The sequence below is a fragment of the Streptomyces kronopolitis genome, from assembly GCF_050953795.1.
Taxonomy (GTDB): Bacteria; Actinomycetota; Actinomycetes; order Streptomycetales; family Streptomycetaceae; genus Streptomyces; species Streptomyces kronopolitis_A.
Map to the genome: position 1 here is coordinate 1,815,547 of NZ_CP191850.1, position 18,885 is coordinate 1,834,431.

Annotated in this window: 13 protein-coding genes; 10 read left to right on the forward strand and 3 right to left on the reverse strand. The window is 73.1% G+C overall.

Translation table 11 applies throughout. The features are described from left to right. Positions 1-2: 2 nt before the first annotated feature. Both ACQP17_RS07960 and ACQP17_RS07965 read left to right on the forward strand, forming a co-directional pair. Complete coding sequence (locus ACQP17_RS07960) at positions 3-773, forward strand: polysaccharide deacetylase family protein (protein ID WP_433859847.1); 771 nt, start codon at positions 3-5, stop codon at positions 771-773. A 45-nt stretch (positions 774-818) separates the two neighbouring features. Then, positions 819-4,178, forward strand: coding sequence for a lipopolysaccharide biosynthesis protein (locus tag ACQP17_RS07965; protein ID WP_433855630.1), 3,360 nt, complete (start codon positions 819-821; stop codon positions 4,176-4,178). A gap of 40 nt (positions 4,179-4,218) precedes the next feature. Here ACQP17_RS07965 and ACQP17_RS07970 read toward each other — a convergent pair whose 3' ends face one another. Further along, positions 4,219-5,565: a xylan 1,4-beta-xylosidase gene (locus tag ACQP17_RS07970; protein ID WP_433855631.1), complete on the reverse strand. Its 1,347-nt coding sequence runs from the start codon at positions 5,563-5,565 to the stop codon at positions 4,219-4,221. A gap of 127 nt (positions 5,566-5,692) precedes the next feature. On the opposite strand from ACQP17_RS07970, the gene ACQP17_RS07975 reads away from it, so the two are divergent. Then, positions 5,693-6,805, forward strand: coding sequence for a DUF5925 domain-containing protein (locus ACQP17_RS07975; protein ID WP_433855632.1), 1,113 nt, complete (start codon positions 5,693-5,695; stop codon positions 6,803-6,805). Positions 6,806-6,871: 66 nt separating this feature from the next. On the opposite strand, the gene mgtA is transcribed toward ACQP17_RS07975, so the two are convergent. Beyond that, positions 6,872-9,592, reverse strand: a complete 2,721-nt coding sequence (mgtA, locus tag ACQP17_RS07980; protein ID WP_433855633.1) for a magnesium-translocating P-type ATPase — start codon at positions 9,590-9,592, stop codon at positions 6,872-6,874. Positions 9,593-10,106: 514 nt separating this feature from the next. Here mgtA and ACQP17_RS07985 point away from each other — a divergent pair. The 7 genes from ACQP17_RS07985 (at position 10,107) to ACQP17_RS08015 (ending at position 17,660) form a co-directional block, all read left to right on the forward strand. Further along, on the forward strand, positions 10,107-10,784 hold the full coding sequence (locus ACQP17_RS07985; RefSeq protein WP_433855634.1) for a response regulator transcription factor: 678 nt from the start codon (positions 10,107-10,109) through the stop codon (positions 10,782-10,784). After that, entirely contained in the window at positions 10,774-12,165 is a 1,392-nt protein-coding gene (locus tag ACQP17_RS07990; RefSeq protein ID WP_433855635.1) for an ATP-binding protein, read from the forward strand. Before ACQP17_RS07985 ends, ACQP17_RS07990 begins: the two co-directional genes overlap by 11 nt. Positions 12,166-12,311: 146 nt before the next feature. Further along, the gene (locus ACQP17_RS07995; protein ID WP_433855636.1) at positions 12,312-13,559 is read left to right on the forward strand and encodes an LCP family protein; all 1,248 of its coding nucleotides are present in this window, start codon (positions 12,312-12,314) and stop codon (positions 13,557-13,559) included. Further along, entirely contained in the window at positions 13,547-15,019 is a 1,473-nt protein-coding gene (locus ACQP17_RS08000; protein ID WP_433855637.1) for an FtsW/RodA/SpoVE family cell cycle protein, read from the forward strand. The genes ACQP17_RS07995 and ACQP17_RS08000 overlap by 13 nt, the downstream gene beginning before the upstream one ends. A gap of 115 nt (positions 15,020-15,134) precedes the next feature. Further along, the gene (locus ACQP17_RS08005; RefSeq protein ID WP_433855638.1) at positions 15,135-16,115 is read left to right on the forward strand and encodes a hypothetical protein; all 981 of its coding nucleotides are present in this window, start codon (positions 15,135-15,137) and stop codon (positions 16,113-16,115) included. Between the two features lie 8 nt (positions 16,116-16,123). Then, positions 16,124-16,801 (forward strand): hypothetical protein, encoded by a 678-nt coding sequence (locus ACQP17_RS08010; RefSeq protein ID WP_433855639.1) that lies wholly within the window; start codon positions 16,124-16,126, stop codon positions 16,799-16,801. After that, positions 16,785-17,660: an inositol monophosphatase family protein gene (locus tag ACQP17_RS08015; RefSeq protein ID WP_433855640.1), complete on the forward strand. Its 876-nt coding sequence runs from the start codon at positions 16,785-16,787 to the stop codon at positions 17,658-17,660. The genes ACQP17_RS08010 and ACQP17_RS08015 overlap by 17 nt, the downstream gene beginning before the upstream one ends. Before the next feature lie 10 nt (positions 17,661-17,670). On the opposite strand, the gene ACQP17_RS08020 is transcribed toward ACQP17_RS08015, so the two are convergent. Beyond that, on the reverse strand, positions 17,671-18,813 hold the full coding sequence (locus tag ACQP17_RS08020) for an SLC13 family permease (protein ID WP_433859848.1): 1,143 nt from the start codon (positions 18,811-18,813) through the stop codon (positions 17,671-17,673). Positions 18,814-18,885 lie beyond the last annotated feature (72 nt).

Consider the following 18,885-nt stretch of genomic DNA (forward strand, 5'->3'; position numbering starts at 1 on the left):
TGATGTACCACGCGGTCGCCGTGGCACCGGCGCCCGCCGCGCGCGCCCTGTCCGTCCCGCCCGAGGCGTTCGCGGCGCAGCTGGCGGTGCTGGCCGACGGCGGGTTCACCCCGCTGACCACCGCCGGGCTCGCCGCGGCCTGGCGGACCGGCGGCACGCTGCCCGAGCGGCCCGTGCTGATCACGTTCGACGACGGCTACGAAGGGGTGTACCGCCATGCGCTGCCCCTCCTCGCCCGGCACGGCTTCCCGGCCACCCTCTTCGTGACGACCGGGTGGCTGCGCGGCCCGCACGAGACCGGGGGCGCGCCCGACACCATGCTCGACTGGGACCAGGTGCGCGAACTGGCCGCGGCCGGGGTGGAGATCGGCGGGCACAGCCACGCCCACCCGCCGCTGGACGACCTCGGCGACGAGCGGCTGCGGCAGGAGGTGCTGCGCTGCAAGGAGATCATCGCCGAGGAGACCGGGGCGCCGCCGGAGTCCTTCGCCTACCCCTACGGGCACTCCGGCCGGCGGGTGCGGCAGACGGTACGCGGCGCGGGGTTCCGGCAGGCGCTCGCGGTGGGCAACGCGCTCGCCGACCGCCGGCAGGGACCGTACGCCCTGGCCCGGATGACGGTGCGGCGCGGTACGGGTATCGAGGAGTTCGCCCGGATCGTCGAGGGCCGCGCGGTGCTCCGCGCCTTCGCCCGGGACCGGGCGCTCACCAAGGGCTACGCGGTGGTCCGCAGAACACGGCAGGCGGTGCGGCTGTGCACGCCGGGCGGCTGAGCGTGCCGCGGTGGTCCCGCGGCGGAGGAGAGGGCGACGAAGCCGGTGTCTGACACGACCGTCCAGGCCGAGGAGCGCACGGAACCGGAGCCGCAGGCGCGGCCGGAGGGCGACCGCGCGGCGCGCCACGGGCGGCGCGGCGGCAGTCCGCTGTTCCGCAACGCCTATGCCCTGATGCTCAACACCGGCGTCTCCGGGCTGCTCGGTCTGGGGTTCTGGCTGGTCGCGGCCCGCTGCTACACGGAGTCCGCGGTCGGCCAGGGCTCGGCGGCGATCGCCGCGATGAAGCTGCTGGCGGGGCTGACGGCGCTGACCCTGACCGGGGCGCTGGCCCGGTTCATCCCGGTCGCCGGGCGGGGCACCGCGCGGCTGGTGCGGCGGGCCTACGCGGGCAGTTCGGCGGTGGTGGCCGTGGCCGCGGCCGTCTTCCTGCTGACCCTCGACACCTGGGGCTCCTCGTACGGCTTTCTGCACGGCGTGCTGCCGGGGCTGGGCTTCGCCCTGGCCGTGGTCGCCTGGTCGCTGCTCACCCTGCAGGACGGCGTGCTGACCGGGCTGCGCAGTGCCCTGTGGGTGCCGGCCGGCAACCTCGCCTTCTCCTCGGTGAAGCTGGGGCTGCTGGTGGCGTTCGCCGCGCTCCTGCCCACGGCCGGGGTGTTCGTCTCGTGGGCCGCGGCGATCGCGGTGTCGGTGCTTCCGCTGGGCTGGCTGGTGTTCCGGCGGCTGGTGCCCCGGCATGTGGCGGCCACCCACCGCACCGCCCGGCCGCCGTCGCTCGGGGAGATGGGCCGGTTCCTGGCCGGGGACTCCACCGGGTCGCTGTTCTCGCTGGCCGTGGTCTATCTGGTGCCGGTGCTGGTGGCCGCGCAGGTGGACCCGGCCGACAACGCCTACTTCTACATCACCACCACGATCGGCGGCACGGTCAATCTGCTCGCCCTCAACATGGGCGCCTCGCTGACCGTCGAGGGGGCGCACGATCCGGCGCAGCTGGCCCGGCACACCCGGGCCGCGCTGGGGCGGATGGCCCGCATCATGCTGCCGGTCTGTCTCACCCTGTTCCTCCTCGCGCCCCGCCTGCTGGGCATCTTCGGCCCGGGATACGCGCAGGCGGCGACGCCGCTGTTGCGTTGGTACGCGGTGGGGGCCGCGCTGCGGGTGGTGATGGAGGTGTACTTCGCGGTACTGCGTGCCCAGAGCCGCACGACCGAACTCGCCGTGCTCCAGGGACTGTTGTGTGTGCTGGTGCTCGGTCTGACGCTGGTCCTGCTGCCCCGGACGGGGCTGATCGGGGCCGGGGTCGCGGAGATCTCCAGCCTGGCGGTGATCGTGGCGGTCGCGGGGGTGCGGCTGCGGCGGGTGCTGCGCGGGGAGACGCCCGCGCCCTCACCCGTGGGCCGTTCGCCGTTCTTCGGGCGTCTGCGGAGGCGGCCCGACCTCGCCGTGTGGGCACTGTGCGGCGCCGCGCTGGCCCTCTTCTGGCTGCCGCTGCGCGGGATGGGCGATGCCGCGCTGGACCGGATGAGCGGGCTGGGGCTGATCTCGGTGCTGCCGGCGCTCACCCTGGCCGGGCTCGTCCTGCTGGTGGTGTCGTACGGCGCGGCGCTGTGGCTCTCCCGGCCGCGGCGTGCGCTGCTCACCGTCGTCCTGCTGGCCACGGTGGTGACGCTGCACGCGCTGCCGGCCGTGCTGGAGAGCGAACCGCGCTTCCCGACGGCCTGGCAGCATCTGGGCTTCCTGGACCACCTGGCCCGCACCGGCACCGCCGTGCCGGACCTGGACGCCCGCTGGAGCTGGCCCGGCTTCTTCGCCGGGGCGCAGTTCCTGGCGGGGGCCTGCGGCGTCACCGACTTCACCGACGTGCTGCGCTGGTGGCCCACGGTCCTGCAACTGCTGTATCTGGCGCCGCTGTTCCTCCTGTTGCGGGCGATCCGGGCGAGCTGGCGGGCGACCTGGTGCGCGGCGTGGCTGTTCGCGCTGTGCGGCTGGGTCGGCCAGGACTACTTCTCCCCGCAGGGGTTCACCTATCTGTTCTACCTCGCGTTCGTGGCGATCCTGCTGGTGTGGTTCCGGGCGCCGCGCCCGCTGGGCGGCCGGCTGCTGCCGGGCGAGCGGGAGGTGCGGGCGGCCGGCCGCGGCCGGCTGGTGGTGCTGCTCGGGGTGCTGGTCGCGCTGTTCGTGGCGTCGGTGGCGGGCCATCAGCTCACCCCGTTCGTGATGCTCGGCGTGCTGACCGTCCTCGTGCTGGTCCACCGCTCCAGCCTGCCGGGCCTGCCGCTGCTGCTCGGCGTGCTGGTCGTGGCGTGGGTGGGTTTTCTGGCGGAGCCGTACTGGTCGGGCCATCTGGGCGAGCTGTTCGGCGGGCTCGGCGGGGTCGGCGGCAATCTCTCCTCCTCCGTCACGGACCGGATCGCCGGCGACCCCACGCACAAGCTGGTGCTCTACACCCGGGTGGCGCTGGCCGGCGGGGTACTGGCGCTGGCCTGCTGGGGGGTGCTGCGGCGGCGGGCGGCGGGCTTCACGGAGCGGGCGCTGCTGGTGCTGACGTTCGTGCCGTTCCTCGCCTTCGGGATGCAGTCCTACGGCGGCGAGATGGCGCTGCGGGTCTTCTTGTTCGCGCTGCCGGGCGCCTGTGTGCTGGCGGCGCTGGCCCTCTTCCCGCGCGGCGCGGACCGGCGCGGGCTGGGGCCGCTCGCCGCGCTGTTGACGGGGCTGCTGCTGGCCGTCGGCTTCCTCGTCGCCCGCTGGGGCAACGAGCCGTTCGAGCGGATCCGGCCGGGTGAGGTCGCGGCGATGGACTACGTCTACGCCCACGACCGGCCGACGGCGCGGCTGCTGTGGCTGAGCAGCGACCCGGTCAACAGCGTCACCCCGGAGATGCCGTGGGGCGCCAGGGACATGGAGCGGGTGCAGTACGAGCCGGTCCTGGCACCGCGCGCCCCGGACCGCGTCGCCCCGCTGCTCGCCGCGCTGCGGAAGGCGGGACCCCGGTCGTACCTCCTCGTCAACCACGCGCAGGCGGAGTCACTGCGGCTGGATTCCGGCTACCGCCCGGGCTGGGAGGCACGGCTGCGCGGGGCGCTGGACGACCGCCCGGAGCTGCGGCGGGTGCTGTCCAACCGGCATGCGGCGGTGTACGAGCCGGCCCGGCAGCCGGCGGGCACGGTGCCCGCGCCGCACCCCGGCCGGCCCGGCCCGCAGGTGACCTGGACGCCGTGGTCGGTGCTCGGGGCGCTGGCGGGGCTCGCGCTGGTCCTGGTGCTGACGGCCCGTGAGGTGCTGCGGGTCGCGGTCCTGCCCAGCCCGCGGCAACTGCACTGGATGCAGGGAACGTTCTGGTTCTCGCTGCCGCTGCTGGCGGTGTTCCTGGCGTCGCTGGTGCAGCGGTTCCTGACGATGTCATGAGGCCGAGGGCCCGGGACGGGACCCGGCCCCTCGGCAGGGGTCACGGGCGGTCGAGCCACCGCACGTCATACCCCGCCAGGGTGACGCTTTTGCCGTCCACGGTCACCGTGACGGGCCGTTTGCCGGTGTTGACCAGCAGCGCGGTGCGGTCGTCGGCCAGCCCCCGGACCTGCGGGCGGTCGGTGTCGAGGTCGCGCGGGCCGCTGCCCGGCGGGAAGGCGCGGGCGAAGCGGGACAGCAGCGTCATCATCGGCAGCTCCCTGCCCCCGTCGTCGAGCCGGGTGCTGGTCCACAGGCAGCCGGGGCAGTCGGCGCCCTCGGTCTCCGGGTTCCAGTAGAAGCCGCCGGCGGCGCCGCCGGCCGTCATCTCGATCAACGCGGTGGCCTGCGCGGCGGTCCGGGTGCGCTCGCTCCACCGGGCCCGGTCGTCGTTCTCGTCGGCGACCTCCACGTACCACTCCGCCCACCACAGCGGCAGCCCGCTCTCCTTGCGCAGCCGGCGCCCCACATCGGCGAACTTCCGTGCGGCGGCGAACGGGTCGGGGGCGTAGCGGTCGTCCTTGCTGTAACTGGAGCCGTCGACGACCACGAAGTCCGCACCGGCCTTGTGGCGGTTCCAGTAGGTGAAGGCGTCCAGGGTCCGCCGGTCGATGCTCCCCCAGGGGCCCTTGAGGTCGGAGGCGTAGGTGTCGTCGCCCGGTACATGACTGTCCATGACCAGATAGGGGCCGCCCACCTGATTGGCGCCGTTCACCTTCTTCACGGCGCGGTAGACGAGGTTGTAGAGGCGGGTGTAACCCTCGTAATTCCAGCGGCCCTTGGTGTCGTCGAAGAATCCCTTGAATTCATTCCAGACGACATAGTGGCGGACGTCCGGAAAGCGCTGGGCGATCTTTCCGGCGAGGGCGGCGAAGTCCCCGTAATGCTGCGGTTCGGGCGCCTTTTCGAGGTTGTTCCAGTCGGTGTGGCCGGCCGTGCCGCCCTTCATCCAGTCGGGCGCGCAGCACAGGGTCACCACGGGCGTGCCGCCGGTGCGCCGGATCAGCGCGAGGCGGCGGTCCAGGTCGGCGAAGTCGTATTTCCCCGGGACGGGTTCGGGGTTGTCCGCGCCCCAGCCCATGATGTGCTGGTTCTGCGGCATCGGGTGGTCGTGCAGCAGCTGGGCGGCCCGGGCGGTGGACGCGTCGGTTCCGGTGTCCGCGCTGAATTGCGTGTGGGTGAATCCCCAGCCGATGGCGGGGCCGGTGACGCCCGGCCGGGCGGGCCGTTTCCCGTCCTGTTCGCGGTCCCCCGGAAGGGAACAGATGACCACCAGTATCGCCAGCGCCGCCATCCCGGCAGCGATGACAATGAACCTGCTCTGACGTTCCCCACCACGACGGCGCACAATGAGCAGATTAGCCAGTGAACGACCCAGTGCACCGGGCTTTCTGAGTAACAGTTCTGTTCTGGTACCGGGAAAACGCCGGGATAATCCGTGTACGCGCGGGGCCGCCGTGACCGATCATGGCGGTATGTGTGCCGATCATGTCCAGCCGTCCGCCACCGAGGAGTCCCTTCCGCTCCGGCTGACCATGGACGACAGCGACTCGCCGTCCGATGTCGTCGATGCGCTCTTCCTGGGCCGGTTCGCCAAGGGGGAGCAGCCGTTCGCCCGGAGCCGGTCCGTGGACCGGGTGCGGTCCGGACTGACGCTGCTGCCACCGGGCGCCCGGATCCTGCGCGCGGCGAGGGACGAGGACCGCAGCACCACGCTCGCCGAGGGGGACGGCTACACGCTGCTGGTCTCCCGCTGGAACCGCGGCGCCGACGTCACGGTCACCGCCGTCACCGACGACCTCGCCGAGACGGTGCTGGGGCAGGCCACGGACGGCGCCGAGGACCAGCCGGCCCCGCAGCCGGCGAACGTCCCGATGGGCTTTTGGTACTTCTCCCCGCGCCGCGGGCCGCACCGCACCTCCCGGCAGATCTCGGCCGGGACCTGGGAGGAGATCCGCCCCAACTACACCGCGCCGGTGGCCGAGGCGATGGACCGGCTGATGACGGTGGCGCCCGGGGAGATCGCCGGCCGGCTGCTGTTGCTGCACGGCCCGCCCGGCACGGGCAAGACCTCCGCGCTGCGCACCCTGGCCCGCTCCTGGCGCGACTGGTGCCAGGTGGACTGCGTACTGGACCCGGAGCGGCTGTTCAACGACGTCGGCTATCTGATGGACATCGCGATCGGCGAGGACGACAGCACCGGCAAGGGCCGCTGGCGGCTGCTGCTCCTGGAGGACTGTGACGAGCTGATCCGCGGCGAGGCCAAGCACGCCGCCGGGCAGGCACTGTCGCGGCTGCTCAACCTGACGGACGGGCTGCTGGGCCAGGGCCGCAACGTCCTGGTCGGGGTGACCACCAACGAGGATCTGGAACGGATGCATCCGGCGGTGATCCGCCCCGGCCGCTGTCTGGCACGGATCGAGGTCGGCCCGCTGAGCCGCGCCGAGGCCGTGGGCTGGCTCGGCACGGACCAGGGCATCGGACGCGAGGGCGCCTCGCTGGCCGAGCTGTACGCCCTGCGCCGCGGCACCCGCCCGGCCTCGGTCCCGGCCCAGGACGCGGGGGCGGACGCCGGGCTCTATCTCTGAACCTCCGGGCCCACCACGGCGCGCGAGACCGCGCGGGCCGGGTCCCGGCCGTGCCCCCCCCCGGGTCTACAGCCAGCTGTGGAACCTGCGGATGTACCAGGTCTTCACCCACTGGGTGAGGGCGCAGTAGGAGAGCAGGACCGCGATCAGCCAGGGGAAGTAGCTCATCGGCAGCGCGACCATGCCGAGCCCGGCGGCCAGCGGGGAGAAGGGCAGGAACAGGCCGGTGGCCATCGCCAGGGCCGTCATCACCATGACGGGCCAGGACGCGCGGGACTGCAGGAAGGGGATCCTGCGGGTACGGATCATGTGGACGATCAGGGTCTGCGACAGCAGTCCCTCGATGAACCAGCCGGACTGGAAGAGCGCCTGATGGGCCTCGTTGTCGGCGCCGAAGACATGCCACATGATCAGGAACATCGCGATGTCGAAGACGGAGCTGATCGGTCCGATGGTGACCATGAACCGGCCGATGCCCCTCGCGTCCCAGTTCCGCGGCCGGCGCAGATACTCGGGGTCCATCCGGTCCCACGGGGTGGCGAGCTGGGAGACGTCGTAGACCAGGTTCTGGATGAGCAGGTGGATCGCCAGCATCGGCTGGAAGGGGAGGAACGCGGAGGCGACCAGGACGGAGAAGACGTTCCCGAAGTTCGAACTGGCCGTCATCTTCAGGTACTTGATGGTGTTGCCGAAGGTGGTCCGCCCCTGGGAGACGCCGTCGCCGAGGACGGTGAGGTTCTTCTCCAGCAGGATGAGGTCCGCGGACTCCCTGGCGATGTCCACCGCGGTGTCCACCGAGATGCCGACATCGGCCTCGCGCAGCGCGGCCGCGTCGTTGACTCCGTCGCCGAGGAAGCCGACGGTGTGCCCGCCGGCCTGCAGCGCCCGCACGAGACGGGCCTTCTGCACCGGGGTGACCTTGGCGAACACCGTGGTGCGGGCGGCCAGTTCCCGCAGTTCGGCATCGGGCATGCCGTCGAGCGCGGCCCCGGAGACCACCTCGCCCACGGTGAGGCCGACCTCCGCGCAGATCCGGGCGGCGACCAGTTCGTTGTCACCGGTGATCACCTTGACGGTGATGCCCTGGTCCGCGAGCCCCTCCAGGGCGGCCGCGGCGTCCGCCTTGGGCGGGTCGAGGAAGGCCAGGAAGCCGAGCAGCACGAGCCCGTCCTCGTCCGCGACGCCGTAGGTGTCCCGGGGCTCGTCGACGGTCCGGGTGGCGACGGCCAGCACCCGCAGGCCCCGCCGGTTGTGCTCCTCGGCGATCCGCCCGGCGTGCCACCGCAGCTGTTCGGTGAGGGCGACCGTCTCGCCACGGTCCCTCATGTGGGTGCACAGGCCCAGGACTTCCTCCACCGCGCCCTTGGTGATCAGGACGTGCCCGCCGCCGCTCTCCCCGCCGTCCAGGGCGTTGCGGCGCAGGACGACCGACATCCGCCGGCGCGCGAAGTCGAAGGGGATCTCGTCGACCGGCGTGAAGCGGGCGTCGACGACAACCTCCTCGGCCTCGTGCATCCGGTCGATGACGGCCCGGTCCAGCAGGTTCCGCAGCCCGGTCTGGAAGTGGCTGTTGAGGTAGGCGTACTCCAGGACCTCGGAGTCCGGCCGGCCGTGCACGTCGACGCAGCTGTCCAGGACGATCCGGTCCTCGGTGAGGGTGCCGGTCTTGTCCGTGCACAGCACGTCCATCGCGCCCAGGTTCTGGATCGCGTTCAGCCGCTTGACGACCACCTTGCGGCGGGACAGCGCGACCGCACCGCGCGCCAGATTGGTGGTCACGACCATCGGCAGCATCTCCGGCGTGAGGCCGACCGCGACCGCGACGCCGAACGCGAAGGCGCCCTTCCAGTCGCCCTTGGTCAGCCCGTTGACGGCGAACACGGCGGGGACCATGACCAGCATGAAGCGGATCAGCAGGAGGCTGACCCGGCGGACGCCGTGGTCGAAGTTGGTCTGCGGGCGGTCGCCGGCCAGTGAGCCGGCCATGGAGCCGAAGTAGGTGTCCGAGCCGGTCGCCACGACCACACCGGTCGCGGTGCCGGAGGTCACCGACGTGCCCATCAGGCAGAGGTTGCCGGCGTCCACCGGGTCCGCCGTGGCGCGCTGCCCCCGGTCGTCGCCCCGGAGGTCGTCCTTGGCGACCGGCAGCGACTCCCCCGACAGTGCGGCCTGTCCGACCATCAGGTCCTTGGCCGCGATCAGCCGCAGGTCGGCGGGGACCAGGTCACCCGCGGCGAGCCGGACGAGGTCACCGGGGACCACCTGGTCCATCGGCACCTCAAGAGTGGCGGGTTGCGACGAACGGCCGGCCCGGCGGCGGACCGCGCAGGTCGTGGTGACCAGCCGGCTGAGGGCGTCGGCGGCGCGGCCGGAGCGGAACTCCTGCCAGAAGCGCAGCAGTCCGCTGATCCCCACCATGACGGAGAGGATGACCACGCCCGGGTCCTGGGGATCCTGGACGTACATGACGGCGGCGAGCAGCACCAGGACGGCGATGAACGGGTTCGCGAAGGCCCTGGCCAGCTGGGCGCCCCAGTGCGGTGCCTTCTCGTGGGTGACGGTATTGGGCCCGAAACGCTCCTGGCGCTCGGTGACATCGGAATATTTCAGGCCGTCGCGCCGGGCGTGCACGTCCTGGAGGACCTGTGCGGCGGGGCGTGCGCTGATGCGGGCGAGCTTTTCGCCGGTGATTCGAGTACGGGTCTCGAATTCGGCGGCCTTTCTCGCTCGGCGGCCGCGGGGTCCGCGGCCCGGCGGAGCGAGCTTCTCCGGGGCGAGCATGGTCATGGTGAATTTCCTTTCCGCGCAGGACGGCATGGCGCAGCCGCGCCGGCGTGCGGAGTGACGGAGTGCGAAGTGGTGGAGTGCCCGAGCGGGCGGGCGGCAAGAGCCCTTCCCGCGGAGCGCAGGAAAAGGTGGAGGAACGCGCGCGTCAGGGCGCGGCAGTGCTCAGGGAGCGGTCAGCCGGCCGGCAGGGCGCGGTGAGGACTTCGACCGGGTGGCATCCCGATCACCTCCTCCACTCGCGGGGCAACGGCCCGGACATCTCTGCCGCCGGACGACCTCACCGGCGGCACCCGAAGGAAAGTAACACGCCCTTCCGGGGAGGGAGAAACCTGAATGCGTCTTCAGGAATTTCAGTTTTCGTTCAGCCGGTATCCGCTCGGGAATGCCTCCCGAGGAGCGTTGTCGCGGCGCCCGCCGAGGCGTTTTCGCGGAAGGGCGGCGCCCGTGCGGAAATCGTCTCCGGCCGGACGGACGGAAAGGCAATTGCCTTAAGGGATATGTCATCCTTGCCGGTATGCGCATTCTGGTGGTCGAGGACGAGGAGGGGCTGGCCGACAGCCTGCGGCGGGGACTGGCCCTGGAGGGCCACTGGGTCGATGTCACCCACGACGGACACCACGGCCTCGAATGCGCCCGCGTCCGCGACTACGACGCCCTCGTCCTGGACGTGATGCTGCCCGGCCTGAACGGGTACGAGGTGTGCCGCCGACTGCGGCACGCGGGGGACACCACCCCCATCCTGATGCTGACCGCCAAGGACGGTGAGCACGACGAGGCGGAGGGCCTCGACTCGGGCGCCGACGACTACCTCGCCAAGCCGTTCTCCTTCGTCGTCCTGCTGGCGCGGCTGCGGGCGCTGGGCCGTCGCGCGCAGCAGGTGCACTCCCCCACCCTGCAGGCGGGGGACCTCGTCGTCGACACCGTCGCGCGCCGCTGCCGCCGGGGGGACACCGAGATCGAGCTGACCGCCCGTGAACTCGCCGTCCTGGCCTGCGTGATGGCGGGGGACGGCGACACGGTCGCCAAGCTGCACATCCTGCACGAGGTCTGGGACTCGCCGCTGGACATGGATCCCAACATCGTCGAGGTCTACATCAGCTCGCTGCGCAAGAAGGTCGACCTCCCCTTCGGGCGCCGCGCCATCCGGACGGTGCGCGGCCTCGGCTACCGGATCGCCCCCGATGGCGGCTGACCGGCTGCGCGCCCTGGTCCGCGCGCTGCCGCTGCCGCACAGCGTCCGGGCGCGGTCGGCCACGGCGGCCGCGCTGGTCATGGCCATGGTCCTGGCCGTGGGCGGCGCCTGGCTGTACATGACGCTGACCGACAATCTCCTGGACAACACCCAGGACCGCACGGAACTGGCCGCCCGCAAGGTGGCCGCCCGCACCGGCCCGCTCCCCCGCCATCTGCCCCAGCCGGCCGGCGGCGTCGATGCCGTCGTCGTGCTGGGGTCGCGGGGACAGGCGCTCGCCGGCACCGGACCGGACCCGACGGCCGGCGCCGACCGACTCGCCGGCTTCCGGCCGGGTCCGGGCAAGGAGGCGAGCAGCACGGTCCTGCCCGCCACGGCGGCGTCCGGCCAGCGCAGCCTGGCCGTCGTCGTCCGGGCGGACTCGGCGCAGGGCACCCGCTACGTCTACGCGCTGACCACGCTGGCCGACCTCAACGACGCCACCCGCGCGCTGGGCGTGACGCTGCTGGCGGGCGGTCCGCTGCTGATGGCGCTGGCCGCCCTCATCGCCTGGGCGGTGACCGGGCTGGCGCTGCGCCCCGTGGAGGCCATCCGCGCCGAGCTGGCGTCCGTGACGGCGAGCGAGCTGGACCGGCGGGTGCCCGACCCCCGGGGCAAGGACGAGATCACGCAGCTGGCCCGCACGGTCAACCGCACCCTCGACCGCCTGGAGCAAGCGGTCTCGCGGCAACGGCAGTTCACCGCCGACGCCTCCCACGAGCTGCGCAATCCGATCGCCGCGCTGCGCACCGAGCTGGAGGTGGCGCTGCGCGCCGCGCGGGACCCGGAGTCGGCCGCGTCCGTACGGCAGGCGCTGGACGCCGCGGTGCGCCTCCAGCGGATCGCCGACGATCTGCTGCTGCTCGCCCGGCTCGACACCCACCCGGTCCCGGCCGGCGAGCCGGCCGATCTGGCGCTGCTGTGCGCGGAGGAGATCGCCCGGCGGCGCGGCCCACGGGTGCCGCTGGTGCTGGACGCGGCGGCCCCGGTGCCCGTACGGGGCGACGCCGTGCAGCTGGAGCGGCTGCTGGCCAACCTCGTCGACAACGCCTTGCGGCACGCGTCCCACGAGGTCCGCCTCGGCGCGGCCGTCGACCCCGCCACGGGGCAGGCGGTGCTGCGGGTCGCCGATGACGGGCCGGGCATCCCGCCGGAGGCCGCCGAGCAGGTCTTCGAGCGCTTCACCCGGCTGCACGCCGCCCGCCACCGCGGCGGCGGCGGCACCGGACTGGGCCTGGCCATCGCACGGGACATCGCACGGGCCCACGGCGGCAGCCTGCGGGTGGAGCCCAGCGAGCACGGCGCGCTCCTGGTGGCCCGCTTCCCCGCCCGGGGCGCCTGACGGAGCCGTCGGGCCCGGGAGCCTGAAGACGCCGTCAGGAATCTCAGCTTTCCTTCAGCCGGCCCCGCCCACACTCGGGACTCGCCCCCAGCGCCCGTGGCCTCGTCCGCCGAGAGCCGCCGGGACGAGACCGACAGGACGCCCGTATGCACCACCGCCGTCACGCCTCCCCCGGGCCGGCCGGGACCGACGCCGCCCGCCCCCGCCGCCACCGGCGCGGACGTTCCCGGGCCGTCCGCTTCTCGCTCGCCTTCCTCGCGCTGGTGCTGGTGGTGGCCGGATTCGGCGGCTGGTACGTCTACCACGACGTCTTCGGCCGCATGGGCAGCTCCCGGGCCTTGGACGGTGCGGCCCGGTCCACGGACGGGGCGACGAACATCCTGCTCATGGGGCTGGACAGCCGCAAGGACCAGAACGGCGAGGACCTGCCCCCGGCGGTGCTGGACAAGCTCCACGCCGGCAGCTCCGAGATCGGGGGCTACAACACCAACACGCTGATCCTGCTGCACGTACCGGCCGGCGGCGGCCGGGCCACCGCGTTCTCGATACCGCGCGACGATCTGGTCGATATCCCCGGCTTCCCCCGGGACAAGATCAAAAAGGCGTACGGGCTGGCCAAGGCCCACCACGAGAACGTCCTCGCCGGGCGGGGCGGCGCGGATCACCGGGCCCTGGAACAGGCCGGGCGCGAGGCGGGGCGGCGGGCGGCGATCACGACCGTCTCGCAGTTCCTGGGCGTGCCCGTCGACCACTTCGCCGAGGTGAATCTCGCCGGCTTCTACCACCTGGCCGATTCCCTGGGGGGCGTGCCGGTCTGCCTCAAGCACCCGGTCGAGGACCGCTATTCCGGGGCCGATTTCCCCGCGGGCCGCCGGACGCTGGACGGCGCCCAGTCGCTCGCCTTCGTGCGGCAGCGCCACGGTCTGCCGCGCGGGGACCTGGACCGCACCCGCCGGCAGCAGGCGTTCCTCGCCTCGGCCCTGCACAAGCTGGACAGCGCGGAGACGTTCACGGACCCGGCCCGGCTGCTGCGCCTGCTCGATGCCGCCAAGCAGGACGTGGTCATCGACCAGGGCTGGGACCTGCCCGGCTTCCTCCGACAGGCGAAGAACCTCTCGGGCGGCGATGTCGAGTTCTCGACGCTGCCCATCACCGGTTTCGCCAAGCACCACGGCGAGGACGTGAACCTGGTCGACCCCGCGACGATCCGGCGGCTGGTGCGGGAGCGCATCGGTCCCGGAACCGACGGCAAGGGGCCGGACGAGGGACCGGACAAGGGGGCGGGCGGCAGCGCCGGCCCGCCCGCGGCCGGCCGCTCCGGCGCCTCCCCGTCGCCCGGTGGCGCGCCGCGGCGCGAGACGGTCGAGGGAGGCGGCGTCCCGTGCGTGGACTGACCCTCGCGGCCCGGCGGGCCACCGGCTCCGGCGGCACCCCGGGGGCGCCGGCCGCGCGCCGGACCGAGGCGCTGCTGCTGGGACTTGTCGTGGTCGTCGTGCTCTTCGGCTACCTCGCGGTCGGCATGGCGACCGGGGGCGCGCTGCCGGACCGGACCGCGGAGTTCGCGCTCACGATGTGCTGCCTGACCGTCACCCCGCATCTCGCGCTGCGCCGCTTCGCCCCGGACGCGGACCCGCTGATCCTGCCGGTGGCCACCCTGCTCACCGGCCTCGGCCTGGTCCTCCTGCACCGCCTCGACCACGCCTACCGCACCCCGCCCGCCGCCGGGCAGCAACTCCTGTGGACCGTCATCGGCGTGGCCGCCTGCATCCTGACGGTGGCCCTGCTCAAGGACCACCGGCGGCTTCAGCGCTACATCTACGTCACCATGGCGGCCGCACTCGTGCTGCTGATCGCCCCGGCCCTCTACCCCGGGGACACCTACGGGGCCAAGCGCTGGGTGTATCTGGGGCCGTTGTCCTTCCAGCCGGGTGAGTTCGTGAAGGTCATGATCGCCGTGTTCTTCGCCGGATATCTCGTGATCCACCGCGACGCCCTGGCGCTGACCGGCCGGCGGACGCTGGGCATGCGGCTGCCGCCCGGCCGGCAACTCGGCCCGATCGTCGCCGTCTGGATCGCGAGCCTGCTGGTCCTGGTCCTGGAGCGGGACCTGGGCACCTCGCTGATCTTCTTCGGTCTGTTCATCGTGATGCTCTACGTCGCGACCGGACGCGGCAGTTGGGTGGTGTGCGGCGCGCTGATGGCCGTGGCCGGCGCGGCCGTCGTGGGCTCCACCGAACCCCACGTCAAGGGCCGGATCGAGGCCTGGCTGCACCCCTTCGCCATCTTCCTTCCGCCCGAACGGCGCCCGCCGGGCCTGATCTCCGACCAGGCCGCACAGGCCCTGTTCAGCTTCGGCTCCGGCGGCATGACCGGCACCGGCCTGGGCCTGGGCCACCCCGAACTGATCGGCTTCGCCGGCCGCTCCGACTTCATCCTCACCACCGTCGGTGAGGAACTCGGCCTCGCCGGGCTGATGGCGGTGCTGCTCCTCTACGTCCTGCTGGCCGAACGGGGCCTGCGCGCGGCGCTGCTGTCCCGGGACCCGTTCGGCAAACTGCTCGCCCTCGGACTGGCCGTGGCGCTGGCCCTCCAGGTCTTCGTCGTCGCGGCCGGTGTCACCGGCCTGATGCCGCTGACCGGCAAGGCGCTGCCGTTCCTCGCCCAGGGCGGCTCGTCGATGGTCGCCAACTGGCTGCTGATCGCCCTGCTGCTGAAGGTCAGCGATCACGCACGACGCGGCGCCGATCCGCCGCCCGGCACGGACGGCACGGACGGCACGGACCGCGAACGGGCGGCAGCGGCCGGCGGGACGGGCGCGCTGCTCCCGGCGCAGCGGAGCGGTCCCCCGTCCTGACGGCCGGAGGGCACCGCGCGCGGGTGGCGCAGAAGATATCGTCAACGGCCCTTTTCCTGGCCGCCGGGCTCGGCCCGCTCCTACGATGCCGGTACCCGGGGGAGAGGTCGTGGGCGTGGCACGCAGGACCGCAGAGGCAGGGCAGGCAGGGCACACTCGGCACAGCGTCGAGAGTTCCGTCGCCTGGACCCTCCGCAATCTCGACAGCGTCGTCGCACTCGGCGCCGCGCTGGTCATCGGGCTGCTCGACGTGTTCGGCGGGGCGATCCAGGACAACGTCATCTCCGGCGCGACCCTGCTGGTGCTCGCCGCACTGGTCTTCGGGACGCTGACCGAGCGCAGACGCCGGGTGGCCGACATCCAGGGCGCGATGTCGGCGACGCACCGGGCGCTGGAAGACCTCACCATGGTGCGGTCGTTGACCGGCGCCGAGCTGGAGCAGGCCCTGGACCGGGCCCGCCACCGCACCGACCGCTGGGTGTTCAAGGGCGGCACCGGAACCTATCTGCGGGCGGTCACCCTGCCGGTCTGTATCCGGGAGGCGCAGCTCCAGCGCCGCTCCCTGACCGTCAAGATCGACATCATCCACCCGGGGGACGAGCAGGCCTGCGCCGCCTACGCCCGCTTCCGGCAGACCTTCGCACACCGGCTGGACGTCGTACCGCCGGACAGCTGGAGCGCCGACCGCACCCGCAAGGAGTCGTTCGCCACGGTGCTCGCGGCCTGCTGGCACCGGCAGCGGCTCGACACCCTGGAGATCGACGTGCATCTGTCGTCGGTGGTGCCCACGCTGCGCTTCGACCTCTCCGCCTCGTGCCTGATCATCACCCAGGACGACCCCCGGCGGGTCAACCTCCTCGTGGAACGGGACCGGCCGCTCTACGACTACTACGTCACCGAACTCCACCAGAGCCGGGAGCAGGCCGTCGCGCTCGACCTGCGCCGCACCGTACCGCTGAGCGAGGAGCCGACGGTCGACGAGACCCTCCGGCTCTTCGAGGGCCTCGGCCTGCCGCTTCCCACGTCCTTCACCGACGGAGACGTCAGCGAGGTCATCGACAAGGCGCTGCGCGCGGAGAACCCGTACCGGAGGTGAGCTGCCGAGTGCACAGCCCCATGGACCACCGACGGCTCGCACGGGCCATGCACCGGCAGGGCGCCCCCACGGAGATCTTCGAGACGGCCGCCTCGGTCCTGGAGGAGATCGCCTCCGGCCGCCGCGGGCTGCGCGCCGTGCGCCATCCGCTGGGCTTCCTGTGCTTCCCGGTGGAGCGCGTCGGCGACCACGGCGTCTGTGTGCACGCCTTCGGCGGCGAGCCGGCCGCCCGGGCGGCCCGGCCGACCACCTCCGAGGTGCACTCGCACAGCTGGGAGCTGACCAGTTGTGTGCTGTACGGGGCGGTGGGCAATCTGCGCGTACGGGTCGTCGAGCGGCCGGCGGAGCCCACCCACCGGGTGTTCGAGGTCCTCAGCCGCCCCTCCGGCGTGGACGAGATTCAGCCGACTTCCCGGCTGGTGAGCTGTGAGCCGGGCCCCGAACAGACCAGCCACCGCGGCACGGTGTACACCCTGCCGGCGGGAGAGTTCCACACCACGGTCGTCCCGGAGGGCCGCCCCGCCGCCACGCTGGTGCTCGGCCGGACCGTGCCGGGGCGCTTCGACCTTTCCCTCGGACCGCTGCACGGCACCGGCCATCGAGTGGTACGACAGGCATGCGACGCCGAGCAGACCGCCCGGACCGCGCGGACCGTGCTCAGGAGGATCCATGACCCCTGCCCCTGACAGCCCCTCGGTGCGGTTCGCGGCCGAGCGGGAGCTGGCCGTCGCCGCCGCGCGGGAGGCCGGCGCCCTGCTGCGCTCCCGTTTCCAGGACGACTTCGACGACTACGGCGTGCGGGCGAAGGGCGACGACGGGGACGTGGTCACCGAACTCGACACGATGGCCGAGGACCTGATCGTCGGCCGCATCAGGGAGCGCTATCCGCACGACCGGATCCTCGCCGAGGAGGCCGGGACGCTGGACGGCGACCGCGCCGGCGGCAGCGAGACCCCGCGCACCTGGCTGGTCGACCCGCTCGACGGCAGCAACAACGTCGTGATCGGCCTGCCCGCGTATGTCGTCGGCATCGCCCTGTGCGTGGGCGACGCGGCCGCCGTCGGCGTCGTGCACGACCCGGTCACCGACCGGACCTGGACCGCGCTCGCCGGCTGCGGCGCGTACGGGCCGCGGGGCCGGCTGACCGGCCCGGGGCGCGCCCTGCCGCCCGCGGGGCCGCTGCTCGCCTGGACCCAGGGGCACGGCGTCGCCCGCGACGATCCGGCGGCGCGGGCCCTGAAGGAGGTGCTGGAGGTCCGCTCCCGGCGGCTGCTCCAGCTGTGGGCGCCCCTGCTGACCTGGGCGATGCTCGCCCGCGGGGCGATCGACGGCTTCGTCGGCTACCGCGCGGAGGGCGTCGACCTGCCCGCGGGCGCCCTGCTCGCCACGGAGGCGGGGGTGGAGATCCGGGCCCTGGACGGCGGGCCGTTCCGCGGGACCGCCACCGGCCCGGACATCGACCGCAGCTTCGTCGCCGGACGCCCGGACGTCATCCCGCACCTGCTGGAGCTGGCCGCGCGGGGAGCTGGGGCCGGCGTCCGCTGAAGGAATCGCCCTAACCGGCCACCGCGAGCGCGACGGTGGCGGCCGGCAGCGCGACGGCGGCGAGCAGCGCCCCGGTCCCCACGAAGGTCTTCATCGACACCCGCACCCCCTGGGCGTGGCAGCGCTCGAACCACAGCAGCGTCGCCAGCGAGGCCCACGGGGTCACCACCGGGCCGACGTTCGTCCCGATGAGCAGCGCCAGCAGCTGGTGGTGGTTGCCGGCCGGCACGGCGGCCTCGCCGGCCAGGTAGACGGGCAGGTTGTTGAGCACGTTGGACAGCCCGCCGCCGACGGACGCGGCGCGCAGCATGCCGGGCAGCCCGCCGTCCGTGCCGATGGCGGCCGCCAGCAGCTCGTGCAGCCCGTTCGCGTCGACCGTCTCGACCACCAGGAACAGCCCCGGCACCAGGACCAGCAGCCGCCACGGCACGAGCGAGAGCCGCAGCGCGTCCCGGCGGCGCACCGCGAACGCCGCCACCGCGATCCCGGCGGCCGCCGCCGAGGCCGCCCACAGCGGGATGTCGGCGAGCAGGATGGCCAGCAGGAAGCCCGCACAGACCAGGGCGCAGACGCGGAAGAGCGCACGGTCCGCGGGCCGGTGCGGCGCCGGGGGCGGGTAACTGCGCGCCCCGCGCCGGCCGGACCGCCAGAAGAACAGCCACAGACAGCCCATGGTGACCGCGATGGCCACCAGCTGGGGAGCCCACATCGTGGCCGCCAGCCCGGTGGGGGTGAGCGCGACGCGGTCCGCCGCCAGCAGGTTCGTCAGGTTCGACACGGGCAGCAGCAGGCTCGCCGTGTTGGCCAGCCACACCGTCGTCATGGCCAGCGGCACGGGGGCGATCCCCACCCGGGTGGCGAGCGCCAGCATGACGGGGGTGAGCAGCACCGCCGTCGTGTCGAGGTTGAGGGTGATCGTGGTGAGCGAGGCGAAGGCCACGCACAGCACGAACAGCGCGGCGTAACTCCCCCGCCCGGCGCGCGCCACACCGGCGGCGACCACGTCGAACACCTCGGCCGCGCTGGTGAGTTCGGCAAGGACGATCACCGTGGCGAGGAAGGCGAGCAGCGGGGCGACGCGCAGCATGGCGTCCCCGGCGGAGGCGGCCGGCAGCAGCCCGGTGGCCAGGCACAGCAGACCGCAGGCGAGCATCCCCCCGGCCAGCCAGTCCAGCACATGGAGACGTTGTATGGCGGCACGCACCCGCAAAGCATGGCACACCGT